This window comes from Micromonospora sp. MA102 (genome assembly GCF_025460765.1).
GTDB lineage: Bacteria > Actinomycetota > Actinomycetes > Mycobacteriales > Micromonosporaceae > Micromonospora > Micromonospora halotolerans.
On the sequence record NZ_JAMWEG010000002.1, the window covers coordinates 652,872 to 671,507 of the forward strand.

An 18,636-nucleotide genomic window follows, 5' to 3' on the forward strand; every position below is an offset into this window, starting at 1 on the left:
GAACGGGGCCCCGGCGGAGGATCGCCGGGGCCCCGTTCCCGTCTCAGTCCCGCGCGCCGGCCGGCGTGACCGCCGCCGCGGCGTCCCGCGCGGGGGCGTCGGGTTCGCGGGCGATCCGCCCCGGCCACCAGAACCGGTCGCCGAGCAGGAAGGCCAGCGCCGGCACCAGCACGGTGCGGACCAGCAGCGTGTCCAGCAGGACGCCGACGCAGACGATGATCCCGATCTGGGTGAGGGTGATCAACGGCAGCACGCCGAGCACGGCGAAGACCGCCGCGAGCAGCACGCCCGCGCTGGTGATGACCCCGCCGGTGACCCGCAGCGCGGAGCGCATCCCGTCCCGGGTGCCCGTCCGGCGCGCGTCCTCGCGGGCCCGGGTGACCAGGAAGATGTTGTAGTCCACGCCGAGCGCCACGAGGAACACGAAGGCGAGCAGCAGCACCCCGCTGTCCAGCGCCGGGAAGTCCAGCACCCGGTCGAAGAGCAGCCAGGCCGCGCCGAGGCTGGCGAAGAACGACGCGATGACCGTCAGCACCAGCAGTACCGGCGCGAGCAGGCCGCGCAGCAGCAGCACCAGCACCGCCCCGACCAGCAGCAGGATGATCGGCAGGATCAGCCACAGGTCCTTCGTGTTCGCCCGGTCCGAGTCGTAGGTGGCGGCCACCGTACCGCCGACCAGCGCGCCGTCCGGGGCGTCTGCGCCGCTGACCGCGGGCGGCGCGGAGTCCGGCACGGCGGCGACCGCGTCACGCAGCGCCTCGACGGTCCGGTCCGAGGCGGCGGTGCCCGGTTCGGCCGTGAGCACCACGTCGACCTGGGCGACCCGGTCACCGGCGGCGCCGGGCCGGGCGGAGGCGACCCCGTCGACCGCGCCGGCGGCGGCCAGCACGGCCGGTGCCGCGCCCGGGTTGGTGAGCACGGCGACCGGCTGGGTGGCGCCGGCCGGGAAGGCCCGGGCCAGGGTCTCGGCGCCGGCCACCGCTTCCGGCTTCGCCCGGAACTGCTCGGTCTCCGACAGGCCGGTGCGGATGCCCAGGCCGCCGAGGGCGAGGGCGGCCAGGAGCAGGGTGGACAGCGCGGCGACGGGCAGCGGCCGGCGGGCGACGGCGTCGCCGAGCCGGCCCCAGAGCCGGCCCTCCCGGGCCGTCTCGCCGACCCGGGGTACGAACGGCCAGAACAGCCCCCGTCCGAACAGCACCAGGGCGGCGGGAAGCACGAAGAGCGCGGAGAGCATGGCGAAGACCACGCCGGTGGCGCAGGCCACCGCGAGCGCCCGGTTGGTCTCCTGCTCGGACAGCAGCAGGGTGAGCACGCCGAGCACCACTGTCGAGCCGCTGGCCAGGATCGGCTCGGCGGTGCGGCGCAGCGCCGCGCGCATGGCGGTGAACCGGCTCTCCTCGCGGTGCAGTTCCTCCCGGTACCGGGCGATGAGCAGCAGCGCGTAGTCGGTCGCGGCGCCGAAGACGAGCACGCTCGCGATGCCGGTGACCTGGCCCTCCTGGAGGTGGATGCCGAGCGCGGGCACGATCGTGTCGACGGCGCGCAGGGTGAGCTGCTCGGTCGCGCCGACGACCAGCAGCGGCACGATCCACAGGAACGGGCTGCGGTAGGTGATCAGCAGCAGCAGCGCCACGACGCCGGCCGTGACCGCCAGCAGGGTGATGTCGGCGCCGTCGAAGACCTTGCTGAGGTCGGCGGTGAAGGCCGGGGCGCCGGTCACCTCGACGGTCAGCGCGTCGGGCAGGTCGGCCAGCGCCGCGCGGAGCTGCGCCACCTCGTCCACCACGGCCTCCTGGCCGCCGGCGGTGGCCAGCGGCACGGCGACCAGCGCCACGGTGCCGTCGGGGGAGAACTGGGCCGGCACGACCTTCCCGCCGGCGGCGAGCCGGCCCAGCTCGGCGGACACCCCGTCGAGCGCGGCCCGGTCGGCGGCGGCCAGCGGGGCCCGGTCGGCGCGGCTGACCACCACGACGGCGGGCTGCACGTCGCGGTCCGGCAGCTGGTCCTGGAGGCGCTCGACCTGGGTCGACTCCCACTGCACCGAGAGGCCGGTGGCCGAGACGGGATCGGGGTTGTCGGGGCGGGGGAGGCCGAAGACGACCGCGCCGACGACGAGTGCGGCGGCCACGGTGAGCCAGGCGGCCAGCCGGCCCCGGGCGACGCGGGTGAACAGTGACATCGGGGTGCCCTCTTGTGATCGTTTGCGGCTACGACTCTCGTTTACCAAGTATCTTGATAAGCGAGATTATCGGCGGAGGTCCTATGCTGCAAGCGGACGGTCCGGGCAGGGGGTAACGGCGAGACGTGGCGCAGAGCATGTACCGGCGGCGGGACGACCCGCGCGGGCGGATGATCGCCGACATCACCAACGACCTGCGCCGCTACTCGGTGGACGCGCAGCACATCGGGCACGCGTTCGCCGGCCTGCACGGCCTCAACGCCACCGACCTGCACGCCCTCATCGCGGTGATGGACGCCGAGCTGCTCGGCGACCCGATCACCCCCGGCCGGCTGGGTGAGGCGCTCCACCTCTCCTCCGGATCGGTGACCGCGCTCGTCGACCGGCTGGAGCGGGGCGGGCACATCCGGCGCGACCGGGACACCGCCGACCGGCGCAAGGTCCTCCTGCACTACGCCGACCGCGGTGCCACCCTGGCCCGCAGCTTCTTCGGCCCGCTCGGCCGGCGGACCGACGAGGTGATGGACCGGTTCAGCGACGACGAGCTGGCCGTCGTGCACCGGTTCCTGGCCGAGATGGTGGTCTCGATGCGCGAGCACCGCGACGCCGTGCGCGCGGCCCGGGGCGAGCCGGGGCCCGCCACGCCGGAACCCGCCGCGGACTGAGCGTGCGGGGCGTCGTCACCCGGCTCGCCGCGGCGGCGCTGCGGCTGCCCGCCGCCCGGACCCGGCGGATCACGGTCACCCGGGACCTCCCGGTCCGGGTCCGCGACGGGGTGACGCTGCGCACCGACCACTACGCCCCGGACCTGCCCGGGGCGGCCTGCGTGCTGATCCGCACCCCGTACGGGCGGGGCGGTCCCGTCCGGCTGCTCGGCCGCCTCCTGGCCGAGCGCGGCTACCACGTGGTGATCCAGTCCTGCCGGGGCACGTTCGGCTCCGGCGGCGAGTTCGCCCCGCTGGTGCACGAGCGCGACGACGGCCTCGACACCCTCGACTGGCTGCGCCGGCAGCCCTGGTGGACCGGCGCGTTCGGCATGTTCGGCGCCAGCTACCAGGGGTTCGTGCAGTGGGCGTTCGCCGCCGAGGCGGCCGACGAGCTGCGCGCCATGGTCGCCGTGGTCACCGCCTCGGCCACCCGCGACTCGACGTACGCGGGGGAGTCGTTCGCCCTGGACACGGTCCTCACCTGGGCGGAGCTGCTCCAGGCGCAGACCGTGCCCTGGCTGGCCCGGCAGTGGGAGCTCAAGCGCGGGCAGCCCCGGCTCACCCGCGCGCTGGCCCACCTGCCGCTGGCCGAGGCGGACCGGATCGCCACCGGGGCGACCGTGCCGTTCTTCCAGGAGTGGCTGCGCCACCACACGCCGGACGCCGACTACTGGCGGACGCGGATCTTCGGCGACCGGATCGCCGAGGTCCGCGCGCCCGTGGCGATGGTCAGCGGCTGGCAGGACATCTTCCTCCCCGCCCAGCTCGACGACTACGCCCGGCTCCGGGCGGCCGGCGCCCGCCTCCGGCTGACGATCGGCCCGTGGACCCACGGCAGCCCCGGGCTGCTCGTGGCGGCCCTGCGCGAGGGCCTCGACTGGCTCGACGAGCACCTGGCCGGGCGCCCGGCGCCGGGCCGCGCGCCGGTCCGGGTGCATGTCGGCGGTGCCGGCGGCGGCTGGCGTGACCTGCCCGACTGGCCCCCGCCGGCCCAGCCGACCCGGTGGTACCTGCACCCCGGCCGCGCGCTCGCCACCGCGCCGCCGGCCGACTCCGCACCCGACCGGTTCCACTACGACCCGGCCGACCCCACGCCATCGCTCGGCGGCCCGCTGCTGGTCGCCCAGCGGGCCGGCGCCGTGGACAACCGGCCGGTGGAGGCCCGGCCGGACGTGCTGACCTACACGAGCGCGCCCCTGGACGGGCCGGTCGAGGTGGTCGGCCCGGTGCACGCCGAGATCCATGTCCGCAGCGAGCTGTCCTACCTGGACGTCTTCGTCCGGCTCTGCGACGTCGACCGGCGGGGGCGGTCCTGGAACGTCTGCGACGGGCTGGTCCGGGTCGCGCCCGGGCGCTTCCCGCGCGACGCGTCCGGTGTGGTCCGGGTGCCGGTCACCCTCTGGCCGGCCGCGCACCGCTTCGCGCCGGGGCACCGGCTGCGCGTCCAGGTCTCCGGCGGTGCCCACCCGCGCTACGCCCGGAATCCCGGCACCGGCGAGCCGCTCGGCACCGCCGTCACTCTTCGTGCGGGCTGGCGGGAAATCCTGCACGATCCCGAGCATTCTTCGGCTGTGGTGCTGCCGCTCGGGCCGGTGCCGTCCACAGTCGGCCGATAGTTCCAGATAGTGCTCTGAGCTGGGCATTTAGTGCCAGGTGTGGATATCCTCAGGGCAAGTGCCCGGTGCCGTGCAGCTATCCGGTGAGGGTGCGTCCCCGGATCATGCGCGCTCACGCGTAGTGATTGTCGTGCCCTCGCCGGCCATCGATCCGGAGGGGAGATCCCATGACGTCGGCCCCGGCGAACCTGTTGGCCGTCCGCAACCTCTTGCTCAGCTACCTCAACGTCGACAAGAACACCGTACGGAGTCAGGACCTGGAGCCGGCCGAGGTCGGCATCGTGGGCGACCCCAACCACCGGGGCGGATACCACTGCGGGTCCGACCGGGTGGTGCCCCGGGACTACTCGGTGGTGGAGTCCACCCGGGACTCCTCCGGATTGACCCTGCACGCCTCGGCGCTGGACGTCGGGACGTTCTCCGTCTCGTCCGGCGGCGCGACGCACAACCTGCGTACCTTCTCCACCTGGTTCGTGTCGCAGTGTGCCGCGGGCGCCGCGGACGCCCGGGACATCCGGGAGATCATCTACTCCCCGGACGGCAGGACCGTGAAGCGGTGGGACCGGTTGGGCAAGCGCACCACCGGGGACAGCAGCCACCTCTTCCACACCCACTTCAGCTTCTTCCGTGACTCCACCAAGGCGGGCCGGGACGAGACCCCGCTGTTCCGTCGCTATCTGACCGCGGTCGGCCTGATCGCCCCAGTGAAACCGGAGACCGGCATGGAACAGACCGACAAGCTCATCAACGACACCGGATACCCGAACCGAACGGTCGGCAACGTCCTGGCCGACCTGGAGAACCTGCGCAACTGGCTCATCTCCCCGGTCGGCACCACCGGCCTGGTCGCCCCGCCCCAGGCGAACTCGCCGCTGCAGCAGATGCTGGCCATGGCGCGGGCCTGGCCGGCGCTCGTGGCGCAGGTCAACGCGCTGTCCAACCGGGACTTCACCGACGAGCAGGAGATCGTCACCGGGGTCCTCGCCGGGCTGCCGCCGGAGAAGATCGCCGAGGCGATCCCGCCGCAGATCGCCCGCGACGTCGCCGACGAGCTGTCCCGGCGACTGACCGCCTGATCGGCCCGGCCCCGCGGCGAGTGCCGCGCCGCGGTCCCGGGGCTCGGATGACCGGAAAGTTCAGCAACAAGTATTGCGCAACACCTCTTGCGAATGTCAGGCTCTCCCCATGGAGCAGCCCACCGTCCGGCACGTCACCGACTCCCGCGTCCTCGCCGCGCTCGCCCACCCGCTGCGGCGCCGCCTCATGGACGTCCTCAAGGTGTACGGCCCGTGCACCGTCGGCCAGCTCGCCGAGCGCACCGGCCAGGCCCCCGCCAACGTCAGTCACCACCTCAAGGTGCTCGGCGCGGCCGACCTCGTGCTGGAGGCGCCCGAACTGGCCCGGGACCGCCGGGAACGCTGGTGGCGGCTCCGGGACCGGGCGGTGCGCTGGTCCAACACCGACTTCGACGCCGACCCCGCCGCCCGGGCGGTGGCCGACGCGGCCAGCTCGCTGAACCTGGACCGGCACGTCGCCCTGGTCCGGGCGTGGCACGCGGCACCCGACGAGGACCACGCCGCATGGGGCGACGGCCCGTTCAGCACCGACAAGTGGCTGCGGCTGACCCCGGCGGAGCTGGCCCAGCTCAGCGACGAGATCAACGACCTGCTGGCCCGCTGGGCCGACCGCCCCGCCCCCGACGACGGGCAACGACGCGAGCCGGTCTTCCTGTTCGCCCACGGCGTGCCGGGCCAGCCGTGACCGCCCCGGCCCGCGCGACCGCGCCGGACACCGACCCCCGGCCGCGCGGCGGCCTGCTCCGGCACCGCGACTTCCGGCTGCTCTGGGCCGGGCAGACGGTCAGCGCCGTGGGCAGCAACGTGACCGCCGTGGCCCTGCCCCTGGTCGCGGTGGCCGTGCTCGACGCGACCACGTTCCAGGTGGCGGTGCTCACGGCGGCGGCCTGGCTGCCCTGGCTGCTGGCCGGCCTGCCCGCCGGCGCCTGGGTCGACCGCGTCCGCCGGCGGCCCGTGATGATCGCCGCCGACCTGGTCTCCGCGGCGCTGTTCGCCAGCGTGCCGGTGGCCGCCCTGCTCGACCTGCTCACCGTCGGCCAGCTCCTGGCCGTCGCCCTCGGTGCCGGCCTGGCCCGGGTCTTCTTCGAGACCGCCGACCAGGTCTACCTGCCCACCCTGCTGCGCCCCGAGCAGGTGCCCGAGGGCAACGCCAGGCTGCACGCCACGCAGACGGCGAGCTACCTCGTCGGCCCCGGACTGGCCGGCCTCATCGCCCAGCTCGCCGGCGCGGTGACCGCGGTCCTGCTCGACGCGGTCAGCTTCCTGGTCTCCGCGGCGTGCCTGAGCCGCATCCGGGCCGTCGAGCCCCGCCCCGGCCGTCCCGCCGGGCCGGCCTCGCTGCGCCGGGAGGTGGCCGACGGGTTGCGCTTCGTCGTCCGCGACCCGTACCTGCGGGTGCTGACGGTCTTCGGCGCGGCCAGCAACATCGGGCTCAGCGGCTACCAGGCGGTGCTCGTGGTCTTCCTGGTCCGCTCCGCCGGGCTGCCCGCGGCGCTGGTCGGGCTCCTCATCGGACTGGCCAGCGTGGGCGGGCTCGTCGGCGCCGCCCTGGCCACCGGGCTCGCGCGGCGGCTCGGCTCGGCCCGGGCCCTGCTCGCCGCGGGCGCGCTCACCGGGCCGCCCGCGCTGCTCATCCCGCTGGCCGGCCCGGGCGGCCGGGTGGGCTGGCTGGTGCTCGGCGGCGCGCTGGTCAGCCTGGGCGTCGCCGTGGGCAACGTGGTGAAGGGCAGCTTCCGGCAGACGTACACGCCGCACGGGCTGCTCGGGCGGGTGACCGTGAGCATGCAGCTGCTCAACTACGGCACCATCCCGCTCGCCGCCCTGCTGGCCGGCACGCTGGGCGCCGTGTGGGGCCCGGCCGGGGCGATCCGCGTGATGACCACCTGGCTCGCGCTGACGCCGCTCATCCTGCTCGCCGGGCCGCTGCGGCGGCGCCGTGACCTGCCGGTGACCCCTGCTTGAGGATGCGCTGCGGCGGCGGTCGGAGAACCGACCGCCGCCACCGGCACGAAGCTACATCGGACGGACGTTGTCCGCCTGCGGACCCTTCTGCCCCTGGGTCACCTCGAACTCGACCTTCTGGCCCTCGTTCAGCTCGCGGTAGCCGCTGGATTGAATGGCCGAGTAGTGGACGAACACGTCCGGACCTCCGCCGTCCTGCTCGATGAAGCCGAAGCCCTTTTCCGAGTTGAACCACTTGACCGTGCCGGTTGCCATGCGTCTCTCCCTGTTCAATGCGGGTGAGCACCGGTCGCCGCCGGTGATCGCCCTTTACCTTCCCGACAGTAACCGCCCGAACCGCGATCCGCTGGCGGAAGTGCCGGCGTGGCTCACGATTACGCCGCCAGCGGGAAAATCCCCCCGGCCCGGGGCGGCGAGGAGCATGCTTGCCCCGGTGAGGACACCGACGCCGCTGGCCGACCTGGAACGGGAGATCGCGGCGCCCGGCGACGGCCTGGACCGGCTGCGGCTGGTCGCGGCGCCGTTCGTGCCGGAGGTGCGCCTACACCTCGCCGAGGACGCCATTCTCTGGTGGGCGCGGATGGAGGCGGCGGCCGGCCGGTCCCTGCCGCCGCCCTACTGGGCCTCCGTCTGGGCCGGGGGGCAGGCGCTCGCCCGGCACCTGCTCGACCACCCCGAACTGGTCGCCGGGCGGCGGGTGCTCGACCTGGCCGCCGGATCCGGGCTGGTCGCCATCGCCGCCGCGCTCGCCGGCGCCGACCGGGTGGTCGCCAACGACGTCGACCCTTGGGCGGTGGCGGCCGTGACGGTCAACGCCCGGGCCAACCGGGTGACCGTCGCCGCCACCGGGGACGACCTGCTGGACAGCACCGCCACCGCCGACCTCGTGCTGGCCGGGGACGTCCTCTACGACGAGGCGCTGGCCGCGCGGATGCTGCCGTACCTGCAACGGGCCGCCGACCGCGGCGTCCAGGTGCTGGTCGGCGACCCGGACCGGGGACACCTGCCGCCGGACCGGCTGGAGCTGGTGGCGGCCTATCCGGTGCCGGTCACCGAACCCTCGGTCGACACCCCGGTCCGCCGGGTCCAGGTGCTCCGCCCCCGCTGACCCCTCAGGGATCATCCGGAGCCGGACTCGGGGGACCGGTGGGGTGTAAACCCGATGTGCCGGGTCGCCCCGGGGCCCTAGCGTACGGAGCATGACGGATCTGCTGGCCCAGGTCGGGGAGCTGCCCACCACCCTGCTCATGGGGATGCTGGGCATGGTGATGCTCGCCGACGCCGTACCCCTGCTCGGGGTGCTGGTCCCCGGCGACGCCGCGGTCCTCGCCGCGGTCGGCGCGGGCCGGCCGGCGACGGGGCTGGCGACCGTCGTGGCCGTGGTGGCCGGGTGCCTCGCCGGCTGGTCGTTGAGCTTCCTGGCCGGGCGGCGCTGGGGGGAGCGGCTGCGGCGCAGCCGCCTCGGTGACTGGATCGGCGAGCCGCGCTGGGCGGCCGCGGAGGCGCTGCTGCGCCGGGGCGGCGGGCGGATGGTGCTGGTGGCGCCGTTCCTGCCGGTGTTCAACGCGCTGCTGCCCCTCGCCGCCGGCGGCCTGCGGATGCCCTACCGGCGGTTCGCGGTCAGCGCGGCGCTCGGCGCGACCCTCTGGGCCGGCCTGTACGTGGCCCTCGGCATCACGGCGCGGACGCTGACCGGGCTGCTGCCCGGCGCGCCGAACCCGACAGTGCTCACCATGGCGGTCGGCCTGCTGCTCGCCGGGCCGGTGCTGCTCGGCACCCGGCACCGGCTCCGCGCGTTGACCGCCGCCGACGCGGGCTGAGCGGGCCGGTCGGGCCGGCCCGCCACGCTCACCAGCCGCGGGCCCGCCACTGCGGCAGCGCGGGGCGCTCGGCGCCGAGCGTGCTGTCCTTGCCGTGACCCGGGTAGAACCAGGTCTCGTCCGGCAGCCGGTCGAAGAGCTTCCGCTCCACGTCGTCGATGAGCTGGCCGAACCGCTCCGGGTCCTGCTCGGTGTTGCCGACCCCGCCGGGGAACAGCGAGTCCCCGGTGAACAGGTGCGGCACGCCGGACGGGTCCCGGTAGAGCAGCGCGATCGAACCCGGCGTGTGCCCCTTGAGGTGGATCACCTCCAGCGCGCAGTCGCCGACCGGGACCGTGTCGCCGTCGCGCAGCGGCTCGGCGTCGATCGGCAGCCCCTCGGCGTCGTCCGCGTGCACCAGCGGGCGGGCGCCGGTCTTGGCGACCACCTCCTCCAGGGCGACCCAGTGGTCCATGTGCCGGTGGGTGGTGACCACCGCCGCCAGCCCGCCGGCACCGACCAGGTCGAGCAGGCGCGGCGCCTCGTTCGCGGCGTCGATCAGCACCTGCTCGCCGGTCTCCCGGCAGCGCAACAGGTAGGCGTTGTTGTCCATCGGGCCCACCGACAGCTTCGTGATCGTGAGCCGGTCGAGCTCGCGCACGGCCGGCGCACCGCCGGGCGTGACGTCTCCGTTGTAGGTCATGACGGTGTTCAGATCCATTCCGGTGGAGTAGGCAGGGGACCGGCGGGAGTGACGGTGAGCACCTCGCCCGCGCTGCGGCCGGTCAGCCAGGCGGCGAGTTCCGGCGCGGGGCCGGTGACGGTGGGCGCCCCCTCGGGGTCACCCACGACGAGCTCCTGGCGGACGCCGTCGAAGCGCAGCACCATGGCCGGCGCCTCCGGGTTGCCGGCGAGGCCGGCCACCACCTCGTGCAGCAGCCGCTGGGCGAACGCGTCCGGCCAGTCGGCCGGCCGGTAGCCGGCTCCAAGGTCGACGTGGTGCACCTCGATTTCGCGCAGCCGGCCCCAGACCAGCATCGCCGCCGGCCACGGGCCGCGCCGGGTCTGCACGGTGGCGCCCCACGCCTCCACCGGCATCTCGGCGACCGCCGCGGTGAACCGCTGCGAGCTGCGGCGCAGGTCGTCCATGAGGTCGGCCGGCCCGCGGCCCGCGCCGGCCTCGATGTCGGCCGACCGGGCCTCGGGGCTGACGTACATCGGGATCGCCTCGCCGGTGCGCGCGGAGGTCAGCAGGTTGACGAAGCCGTCGGCGTTGCGGCCCAGGTGGGTCAGGACGTGCCCGCGCGTCCAGCCCGGCAGCAGCGACGGCGCGGCCATGTCGTCGGCGCCCAGGGCGGCCACGGTACGCAGCAGCCGGGCGGTCGCCTCGTCCAGCTCACCGGTCAGCAGGAGAGGATCGCTCGTCATGCCGTCACCCCAGTCGCGCTCACGCACCGACCCTAGCGGTAGGCCGCCGTCGCGTCGCCGGGGAAATCGCTTTCGGCGCGTCGACGCGCCCTCTACGGTCGGGGCCGACGGCTTCGGGTCGCGGCGGGGCGTCAGACCGCGCCCGAGCTGACGTCGTCGTAGAGCGCGGCACCGGGAGTCGGAGCGGAGGTGGTGGTGAGCATGCCGGCCGTAGCACTCGTGATCCGCCAGGAACCCCCTCGACACCGATGAGGACACATGACCATCGACCTGACCGCCCTCGGCTGGGATGCCGACCGGGCGGCGTACCCGAATCGACACACTGACCGCCGACCGGGCCGGGTGGCCCGCGTCGACCGCGGCGTCTGCACCGTGCTCCGCCCGGAGGGGCCCGTCCGGGCCAGCCTGGGCGGCGGCCTGCTGGCCGCGGCGGCCCGCGACCTGACCGCGCTGCCCTGCGCCGGCGACTGGGTGCTGCTGGCCACGTGGCCGGACGGGCCGGTCACCGTGGAGACGGTGCTGCCGCGCCGCACCGCGCTGATCCGGCGCACCGCCGGCAAGGACGCCAGCGGCCAGGTGCTGGCCGCCAACCTCGACGCCGCCGCGGTGGTCGAGCCGGTGCACCCGGCGCCGGACGCCGCCCGCATCGAGCGGCTGCTCTCCCTGGCGCACGAGTCCGGCGCCGAGCCGCTCGTCGTGCTCACCAAGGCCGACCTGGCCCCCGACCCGGCCGCCGTGGCGCGGCAGCTCGCCGCCCTGGCGCCCGGGGTGCCGGTGCTGCCGGTCAGCGCCGAGCGCGGCACCGGGCTGGACCCGCTGCGCCCCTACGTGTTGCCGGGGCGCACGCTCGGCCTGCTCGGGCCCTCCGGCGCGGGCAAGTCGAGCCTGGTCAACGCCCTGGCCGGGGCCGACGTGATGCGCACGCAGGCGATCCGGCGGTCCGACGGCAAGGGCCGGCACACCACCACCTGGCGGGCGCTGGTGCCGATCCCCGGCGGGGGAGCGGTGCTGGACACCCCCGGCGTGCGGGCCGTCGGCCTGCTGGACGGCTCGGCCGGCCTGGACCGGGCGTTCGCCGACATCGCCGAGCTGGCCGCCGACTGCCGGTACGGCGACTGCGCCCACGAGGCCGAGCCGGCCTGCGCCGTGCGGGCGGCCCTGGAGACCGGCGAGCTGCCGGTCCGGCGGTGGGAGAACTGGCGCCGGCTCCAGCGCGAGGTGGCGTACGAGAGCCGGCGCCGGGAGGTCCGGCTGGCCTCCGAGCGGCGGGGCGGCTGGCGCGGCGGCCGGCGGCGGACCGGGCGTCCGGCGACCCCGCCGGGGCCCGGGGGACTCTAGCGGGTGCCGGGGCGGTCGGGGCGGGCCGCGTCGGTGCCCGCCCGACCGCACTGAGCTGGGGGAATGTCCGCGCGACGGAAGTTGTCATACCTCGGGGCTAGAGTTGCCGAGGCGTCTTCCCTGCGCCTTCACAACCCTCGAAAACCGCTCAGACCTCGCGTCGGGCGGACAGATCCGCCTCACAATCTTCTTCCGGGAGCACACGCACCGTGGCCGACCGACTGATCATCCGTGGCGCGCGCGAGCACAACCTGCGTGACGTCAGTCTCGACCTGCCCCGGGACGCCCTGATCGTCTTCACCGGGCTCTCCGGTTCGGGCAAGTCGAGCCTGGCGTTCGACACCATCTTCGCCGAGGGCCAGCGCCGCTACGTCGAGTCGCTCTCGTCGTACGCCCGGCAGTTCCTCGGCCAGATGGACAAGCCCGACGTCGACTTCATCGAGGGCCTCAGCCCCGCGGTCTCCATCGACCAGAAGTCCACCTCGCGCAACCCGCGCTCCACCGTCGGCACCATCACCGAGGTCTACGACTACCTCCGCCTGCTCTTCGCCCGCATCGGCGAGCCGCACTGCCCGATCTGCGGCGAGCGCATCTCCAAGCAGAGCCCGCAGCAGATCGTCGACCGGGTGCTGGCCATGGCCGAGGGCACCCGGTTCATGGTGCTCGCCCCGGTGGTGCGCGGCCGCAAGGGCGAATACGTCGACCTCTTCGCCGAGCTCCAGGCCAAGGGCTACGCCCGGGCCCGGGTCGACGGCGTGGTGCACCCGCTGACCGAGCCGCCGAAGCTCAAGAAGCAGGAGAAGCACACCATCGAGGTGGTCATCGACCGGCTCAGCGTCAAGCCCAGCGCCAAGCAGCGGCTGACCGACTCGGTCGAGGCGGCGCTCGGCCTCTCCGGCGGCCTGGTGCTGCTCGACTTCGTCGACCTGGCCGAGGACGACCCGGCCCGGGAGCGGCGCTACTCCGAGCACCTGGCCTGCCCCAACGACCACCCCCTCGCCATCGAGGACCTGGAGCCCCGGGTCTTCTCCTTCAACGCGCCCTACGGCGCCTGCCCGGAGTGCACCGGCCTGGGCACCAAGAAGGAGGTCGACCCGGAACTGGTCATCCCGGACCCGGAGCGCACCCTGCGCGAGGGCGCCATCCAGCCCTGGGCGACCGGGCACAACCTCGAATACTTCCTGCGCCTGCTGGAGGCGCTCGGCGAGGCCCAGCACTTCGACGTCGACACCCCGTGGCGGGCGCTGCCGTCCCGGGCGCAGAAGACCATCCTGCACGGCTCCGACGACCAGGTGCACGTCCGCTACCGCAACAAGTACGGCCGCGAGCGCTCCTACTACACCGGCTTCGAGGGTGTGATGCAGTGGATCGAGCGCCGGCACACCGACACCGAGTCGGAGTGGTCGCGGGACAAGTACGAGGGCTACATGCGGGACGTGCCCTGCGCGGCCTGCGGCGGCACCCGGCTCAAGCCGGAGGTGCTCGCGGTCACCCTGGCCGGCAAGAGCATCGCCGAGGTCTGCAACCTTTCCGTGGGCGAGGCCGCCGACCTGCTCGCCGGCATCGAGCTGACCGACCGGCAGAAGATGATCGCCGAGCGGGTGCTCAAGGAGATCAACGCCCGGCTGAAGTTCCTGCTCGACGTGGGGCTCGACTACCTCTCCCTGGACCGCCCGGCGGGCACCCTGTCCGGCGGCGAGGCGCAGCGCATCCGGCTCGCCACCCAGATCGGCTCCGGCCTGGTCGGCGTGCTCTACGTGCTGGACGAGCCCTCCATCGGCCTGCACCAGCGGGACAACCACCGGCTCATCGAGACCCTGCTGCGGCTGCGTGGGCTGGGCAACACCCTGATCGTGGTCGAGCACGACGAGGACACCATCCGCGTCGCGGACTGGATCGTCGACATCGGCCCGGGCGCCGGCGAGCACGGCGGCAAGATCGTGCACAGCGGGTCGGTGCCGGCCCTGCTGGAGAACGAGGAGTCGGTCACCGGGGCGTACCTGTCGGGGCGGAGGTCGATCCCGACGCCGGCCGTCCGCCGGCCGCAGACCCCGGGCCGCGAACTGGTGGTGCACGGGGCGCGCGAGCACAACCTGCGCAACCTCACCGTGGGCTTCCCGCTCGGCCAGCTCATCGCGGTCACCGGGGTCAGCGGCTCCGGGAAGTCGACGCTTGTCAACGACATCCTGCACGCGGTGCTGGCCAACCAGATCAACGGCGCCCGGCTGGTCCCCGGCCGGCACACCCGCATCACCGGCCTGGAGCACGTCGACAAGGTCGTCGGCGTCGACCAGTCGCCGATCGGCCGCACACCGCGCTCCAACCCGGCCACCTACACCGGGGTCTGGGACCACATCCGCAAGCTCTTCGCGGAGACCACCGAGGCCAAGGTCCGGGGGTACGGTCCGGGCCGGTTCTCGTTCAACGTCAAGGGCGGCCGCTGCGAGGCGTGCTCCGGCGACGGCACCATCAAGATCGAGATGAACTTCCTCCCGGACGTCTACGTCCCCTGCGAGGTCTGCAAGGGCGCCCGCTACAACCGGGAGACCCTGGAGGTGCACTACAAGGGCCGGACGGTCGCCGAGGTCCTGGACATGCCGATCGAGGAGGCGGCCGAGTTCTTCTCCGCCATCCCGGCCATCCACCGGCACCTCAAGACGCTGGTCGACGTCGGCCTCGGCTACGTGCGTCTCGGCCAGCCCGCGCCGACGCTGTCCGGCGGCGAGGCGCAGCGCGTCAAGCTCGCCTCCGAGCTGCAGAAGCGTTCCACCGGCCGCACGGTCTACGTTCTCGACGAGCCCACCACGGGCCTGCACTTCGAGGACATCCGCAAGCTGCTCATGGTGCTGGAGGGCCTGGTCGAGAAGGGCAACACCGTGATCACGATCGAGCACAACCTCGATGTGATCAAGTCCGCCGACTGGATCATCGACATGGGCCCGGAGGGCGGCCACCGGGGCGGCACCGTGCTCGCCACCGGCACGCCGGAGGAGGTCGCCGAGGTGCCGGAGAGCCACACCGGCCAGTTCCTGCGGCCGATCCTCAAGCTCGACGGCGCGGCCAAGGGCGCCAAGGCGGCCACCACCCGGGCGGCCAAGGCCAACGGCGCCGCGGCGAAGCCCCGCACCCGCAGGGTGCCGGCGGGGGCACGCTGAGTGACGGGTACGACGGGCGGGCCGGCCACGGCCCGCCCGTTTTGGATATCCATTTCGTGACGCGTCAGTATGAACCGTGCGCCAGAGTGATCCGTGTTGTGAAGTGAGGCCATCGGATCACGACGGGTGGCGGCAGCCGAGAGAGAGGCCGGACATGAGCGACGACGAGGTGCTGACCGGGCCGGGGAGGCAGACTCGCCGGACCCTGCTGGCGGGCGCCGGCGCGGTCGGGGCGGCCGTGGTGCTGACCGCCTGCGGTGACGACGCCGGCGACACGGCCGGCGGCCCGGCCCCCACCAGCGCCGGCCCTCCCGGCGCCACCAACGCCGGCGACCCCGAGGGCGGCGAGCGGGACAGCAAGGGTCCGCTCGCCCGGACCACCGACATCCCCGTCGGCGGCGGGGCGGTCTTCGCCAGCCAGGGTGTCGTGATCACCCAGCCCGAGGCCGGCCAGTTCAAGGCCTTCGACCCGATCTGCACCCACCAGGGCTGCCCGGTGTCGAACGTCGACGGCGGCACCATCAACTGCACCTGCCACAACAGCCGGTTTTCGATCACCGACGGCTCGGTGAAGCAGGGTCCGGCGACCAAGCCGCTCGCGCCGAAGAACATCAAGGTCACCGGCGAGCAGATCACCCTGGCCTGACCGTCCCGCCGCGGCCCCCGCCCGCCCGACCGGGGGCGGGGGACGCGCGGCGACGGCCGGTTGTCGGGGGCGCGGACTACGCTTGGCGCGTGGCTGACCCCTCGACCTACCGTCCCGCACCCGGCACCATCCCGGAGTCGCCAGGGGTCTACCGCTTCCGCGACGGCACCGGCCGGGTGATCTATGTCGGCAAGGCGCGCAACCTGCGCAGCCGGCTCAACTCCTACTTCGCCGACCCGGTCAACCTGCACCAGCGCACCCGGCAGATGGTCTTCACCGCCGAGTCGGTGGACTGGATCACGGTCGCCACCGAGGTCGAGGCGCTCCAGCAGGAATACACCTGGATCAAGCAGTACGACCCGAGGTTCAACGTCCGCTACCGCGACGACAAGTCGTACCCCTACCTGGCGGTGACCCTCGACGAGGAATACCCGCGGTTGCAGGTGATGCGCGGCGCCAAGCGCAAGGGGGTGCGCTACTTCGGGCCGTACTCGCACGCCTGGGCCATCCGCGAGACGCTGGACCTGCTGCTGCGCGTCTTCCCGGCGCGGACCTGCTCCTCCGGGGTGTTCAAGCGGGCCGGTCAGGTCGGCCGGCCCTGCCTGCTCGGCTACATCGGCAAGTGCTCCGCGCCCTGCGTGGGCAGCGTCACCGCCGACGGGCACCGGGAGATCGTCAACGGCTTCTGCGACTTCATGGCGGGCCGCACCGACACCATGGTGCGCCGGCTGGAGAAGGAGATGCTGGAGGCCAGCGAGCAGCTCGAATTCGAGCGGGCCGCCCGACTCCGCGACGACGTGGCGGCGCTGCGCCGGGCCATGGAGAAGCAGACCGTGGTGCTCGGCGACGGCACCGACGCCGACGTGGTGGCCTTCGCCGACGACCCCCTCGAAGCCGCCGTCCAGGTCTTCCACGTCCGCGACGGCCGGGTCCGCGGTCAGCGCGGCTGGGTGGTGGAGAAGACCGAGGAGCTGACGACCGGCGACCTGGTGCACCACTTCTGCACCCAGGTCTACGGCGGCGAGCAGGGCGAGGCCGACGTCCCGCGCGAGCTGCTCGTCCCCGAGCTGCCCGGCGACGTCGACGCGCTCGCCGACTGGCTGTCCACCCGGCGGGGCAGCCGGGTGACGCTGCGGGTGCCGCAGCGTGGCGACAAGCGCTCGCTGCTGGAGACCGTCGAGCGCAACGCCAAGGACGCGCTCGCCCGGCACAAGCTCAAGCGGGCCGGTGACCTCACCACCCGCAGCCAGGCCCTCGACGAGATCGCCGACGCGCTCGGCATGCGCACCTCCCCGCTGCGCATCGAGTGCTTCGACGTCTCGCAGATCCAGGGCACCGACGTGGTGGCCAGCATGGTCGTCTTCGAGGACGGGCTGCCCCGCAAGAGCGAGTACCGCCGGTTCATCGTGCGGGGCGCCACCGACGACCTCTCGGCCATGTCCGAGGTGCTGCGCCGGCGCTTCGCCCGCTACCTCGACGCGCGCGCCGAGACCGGTGAGATCGGCGAGGAGACCGCCAGCGACCCGGACCGGCCCGGCATCGACCCGACCACGGGGCGGCCGCGCCGGTTCGCGTACCCGCCGCAGCTGGTCGTGGTCGACGGCGGCCCGCCGCAGGTGGCGGCCGCCGCGCAGGCCCTTGCCGAGCTGGGCATCGACGACGTGGCACTCTGCGGGCTGGCCAAGCGGCTGGAGGAGGTCTGGCTGCCCGACGACGAGTTCCCGGTCATCCTGCCGCGCACTTCCGAGGCGCTCTACCTGCTCCAGCGGGTCCGCGACGAGGCGCACCGCTTCGCCATCACGTTCCACCGCCAGCGACGCTCGAAGCGGATGACCGAGTCGGCGCTGGACAACGTCCCCGGCCTCGGCGAGGTGCGCCGCAAGGCGCTGCTGCGGCACTTCGGCTCACTGAAGCGGCTCAGCGCGGCGACCGTGGAGGAGATCACCGAGGTGCCGGGGGTGGGCAAGCGGACCGCCGAGGCGATCCTGGCCGCCCTCGACGACGGCGCCCAGCGCACCCCCACCGCCTGACCCTGCCGCGGGTGTCTCCACCTGTCTGCGGCCGCCCACCCGTTGCCGCCGCCCGGTCACCTCTGCGCCGGCTCGGGCGGCGACCATCACCCTCGGCCCAGCCTCCGCCCATGCTGGCCGCCTGCCGGGGTTGTGCGGGTCCGGCATGACTGACCCGCGGATCGTGGCGACTTGTCGGCCGGTGCGAACGGGAACCTGCCAAGATCCGCGATGTCGGGTTGACGGCGGCGCGGCAGGGATGGGTCCCGCCGGGACGGCTGGTGCGGGACGCCCGGCTCGTGGACTGTGGCGGCCGGCGTTGGTTGTGTGAGCGGCTACGAACGTGATGGCGTGACGGGATGGCGTGGGCGGTTTGGTGACCGCGTCCTGGGTTGGAGTGCGCTTTCGCTGATTCGGCGGAGGCTCAGGTCCGTGCGGATTGATCGCCGGCTGCGCTTGGCTGGGGCGAATGTCCGGTTTGCGCCGGCAGTTCGAGGCCTGATGTCCGGTTTCGGCCTGGCTGTCGGGTGGTCGGCGCCACCGTGGCGGCGGAATCATGCCGGGGGTGGGGTCGTTGTACATGGCAGACCGCGCAGCAGCCCGCCCCCGGGCGACGGCGACCGCCGGTCGGAATGACCGGCCCCCACCGGTCGTTACATCCCCCGGACCGCGAAGGTCCGAGCCGGTAGAGCCAGGGAATGACCCCGGGCCGCCGGTCGTT

The 18,636-nt window shown here is 73.9% G+C and carries 15 protein-coding genes; 11 read left to right on the plus strand and 4 right to left on the minus strand.

What is annotated here, in order from left to right:
• Window positions 1-43: 43 nt before the first annotated feature.
• Window positions 44-2,179 (minus strand): MMPL family transporter, encoded by a 2,136-nt coding sequence (locus tag NFX44_RS06440; RefSeq protein ID WP_262282554.1) that lies wholly within the window; start codon window positions 2,177-2,179, stop codon window positions 44-46.
• Between the two features lie 137 nt (window positions 2,180-2,316).
• On the opposite strand from NFX44_RS06440, the gene NFX44_RS06445 reads away from it, so the two are divergent.
• The 5 genes from NFX44_RS06445 to NFX44_RS06465 all read left to right on the plus strand — a co-directional run bounded on the left by NFX44_RS06445 (window position 2,317) and on the right by NFX44_RS06465 (window position 7,540).
• On the plus strand, window positions 2,317-2,844 hold the full coding sequence (locus tag NFX44_RS06445) for a MarR family winged helix-turn-helix transcriptional regulator (protein WP_262282601.1): 528 nt from the start codon (window positions 2,317-2,319) through the stop codon (window positions 2,842-2,844).
• Window positions 2,845-2,846: 2 nt separating this feature from the next.
• Window positions 2,847-4,502: a CocE/NonD family hydrolase gene (locus tag NFX44_RS06450; protein WP_262282555.1), complete on the plus strand. Its 1,656-nt coding sequence runs from the start codon at window positions 2,847-2,849 to the stop codon at window positions 4,500-4,502.
• 167 nt (window positions 4,503-4,669) lie between these two features.
• The gene (locus NFX44_RS06455) at window positions 4,670-5,578 is read left to right on the plus strand and encodes a hypothetical protein (RefSeq protein WP_262282556.1); all 909 of its coding nucleotides are present in this window, start codon (window positions 4,670-4,672) and stop codon (window positions 5,576-5,578) included.
• A 109-nt stretch (window positions 5,579-5,687) separates the two neighbouring features.
• The gene (locus tag NFX44_RS06460; protein ID WP_262282557.1) at window positions 5,688-6,263 is read left to right on the plus strand and encodes a helix-turn-helix transcriptional regulator; all 576 of its coding nucleotides are present in this window, start codon (window positions 5,688-5,690) and stop codon (window positions 6,261-6,263) included.
• Window positions 6,260-7,540 carry an MFS transporter gene (locus NFX44_RS06465; RefSeq protein ID WP_262282558.1) on the plus strand — a complete coding sequence of 427 codons (1,281 nt, stop codon included), beginning with the start codon at window positions 6,260-6,262 and terminating at the stop codon, window positions 7,538-7,540. Before NFX44_RS06460 ends, NFX44_RS06465 begins: the two co-directional genes overlap by 4 nt.
• A gap of 51 nt (window positions 7,541-7,591) precedes the next feature.
• On the opposite strand, the gene NFX44_RS06470 is transcribed toward NFX44_RS06465, so the two are convergent.
• Window positions 7,592-7,795 carry a cold-shock protein gene (locus tag NFX44_RS06470; protein WP_013287480.1) on the minus strand — a complete coding sequence of 68 codons (204 nt, stop codon included), beginning with the start codon at window positions 7,793-7,795 and terminating at the stop codon, window positions 7,592-7,594.
• A gap of 166 nt (window positions 7,796-7,961) precedes the next feature.
• Between NFX44_RS06470 and NFX44_RS06475 the strand changes: the two genes are divergently transcribed.
• The gene (locus NFX44_RS06475; RefSeq protein ID WP_262282559.1) at window positions 7,962-8,648 is read left to right on the plus strand and encodes a methyltransferase; all 687 of its coding nucleotides are present in this window, start codon (window positions 7,962-7,964) and stop codon (window positions 8,646-8,648) included.
• A 91-nt stretch (window positions 8,649-8,739) separates the two neighbouring features.
• A complete protein-coding gene (locus NFX44_RS06480) occupies window positions 8,740-9,360 on the plus strand; it encodes a DedA family protein (protein ID WP_262282560.1) in 621 nt (206 codons plus the stop codon).
• A gap of 28 nt (window positions 9,361-9,388) precedes the next feature.
• Here the strand turns inward: NFX44_RS06480 and NFX44_RS06485 are convergent, their stop codons facing one another.
• Window positions 9,389-10,042, minus strand: coding sequence for an MBL fold metallo-hydrolase (locus NFX44_RS06485; RefSeq protein ID WP_262282602.1), 654 nt, complete (start codon window positions 10,040-10,042; stop codon window positions 9,389-9,391).
• A gap of 8 nt (window positions 10,043-10,050) precedes the next feature.
• Window positions 10,051-10,767, minus strand: coding sequence for a maleylpyruvate isomerase family mycothiol-dependent enzyme (locus tag NFX44_RS06490; RefSeq protein WP_262282561.1), 717 nt, complete (start codon window positions 10,765-10,767; stop codon window positions 10,051-10,053).
• A gap of 258 nt (window positions 10,768-11,025) precedes the next feature.
• Here NFX44_RS06490 and rsgA point away from each other — a divergent pair, with 258 nt between their 5' ends.
• From rsgA to uvrC, 4 genes are all read left to right on the plus strand, one after another.
• On the plus strand, window positions 11,026-12,105 hold the full coding sequence (gene rsgA / locus NFX44_RS06495; RefSeq protein ID WP_262282562.1) for a ribosome small subunit-dependent GTPase A: 1,080 nt from the start codon (window positions 11,026-11,028) through the stop codon (window positions 12,103-12,105).
• Between the two features lie 209 nt (window positions 12,106-12,314).
• Window positions 12,315-15,260, plus strand: a complete 2,946-nt coding sequence (gene uvrA / locus NFX44_RS06500; protein ID WP_262282563.1) for an excinuclease ABC subunit UvrA — start codon at window positions 12,315-12,317, stop codon at window positions 15,258-15,260.
• Window positions 15,261-15,414: 154 nt separating this feature from the next.
• Window positions 15,415-15,906, plus strand: a complete 492-nt coding sequence (locus NFX44_RS06505; protein WP_262282564.1) for a Rieske (2Fe-2S) protein — start codon at window positions 15,415-15,417, stop codon at window positions 15,904-15,906.
• An 89-nt stretch (window positions 15,907-15,995) separates the two neighbouring features.
• A complete protein-coding gene (gene uvrC, locus NFX44_RS06510; protein ID WP_262282565.1) occupies window positions 15,996-17,936 on the plus strand; it encodes an excinuclease ABC subunit UvrC in 1,941 nt (646 codons plus the stop codon).
• Window positions 17,937-18,636: the final 700 nt, after the last annotated feature.

What these genes read in the sequence shown, in the direction of transcription:
- NFX44_RS06440 (WP_262282554.1), bottom strand. Translation starts at nt 2,179, where the DNA reads ATGTCACTGTTCACCCGCGTCGCCCGGGGCCGGCTGGCCGCCTGGCTC.
- NFX44_RS06445 (WP_262282601.1), top strand. Translation starts at nt 2,317, where the DNA reads ATGTACCGGCGGCGGGACGACCCGCGCGGGCGGATGATCGCCGACATC.
- NFX44_RS06455 (WP_262282556.1), top strand. Translation starts at nt 4,670, where the DNA reads ATGACGTCGGCCCCGGCGAACCTGTTGGCCGTCCGCAACCTCTTGCTC.
- NFX44_RS06460 (WP_262282557.1), top strand. Translation starts at nt 5,688, where the DNA reads ATGGAGCAGCCCACCGTCCGGCACGTCACCGACTCCCGCGTCCTCGCC.
- NFX44_RS06470 (WP_013287480.1), bottom strand. Translation starts at nt 7,795, where the DNA reads ATGGCAACCGGCACGGTCAAGTGGTTCAACTCGGAAAAGGGCTTCGGC.
- NFX44_RS06475 (WP_262282559.1), top strand. Translation starts at nt 7,962, where the DNA reads ATGCTTGCCCCGGTGAGGACACCGACGCCGCTGGCCGACCTGGAACGG.
- NFX44_RS06480 (WP_262282560.1), top strand. Translation starts at nt 8,740, where the DNA reads ATGACGGATCTGCTGGCCCAGGTCGGGGAGCTGCCCACCACCCTGCTC.
- NFX44_RS06485 (WP_262282602.1), bottom strand. Translation starts at nt 10,042, where the DNA reads ATGACCTACAACGGAGACGTCACGCCCGGCGGTGCGCCGGCCGTGCGC.
- NFX44_RS06490 (WP_262282561.1), bottom strand. Translation starts at nt 10,767, where the DNA reads ATGACGAGCGATCCTCTCCTGCTGACCGGTGAGCTGGACGAGGCGACC.
- rsgA (WP_262282562.1), top strand. Translation starts at nt 11,026, where the DNA reads ATGACCATCGACCTGACCGCCCTCGGCTGGGATGCCGACCGGGCGGCG.
- NFX44_RS06505 (WP_262282564.1), top strand. Translation starts at nt 15,415, where the DNA reads ATGAGCGACGACGAGGTGCTGACCGGGCCGGGGAGGCAGACTCGCCGG.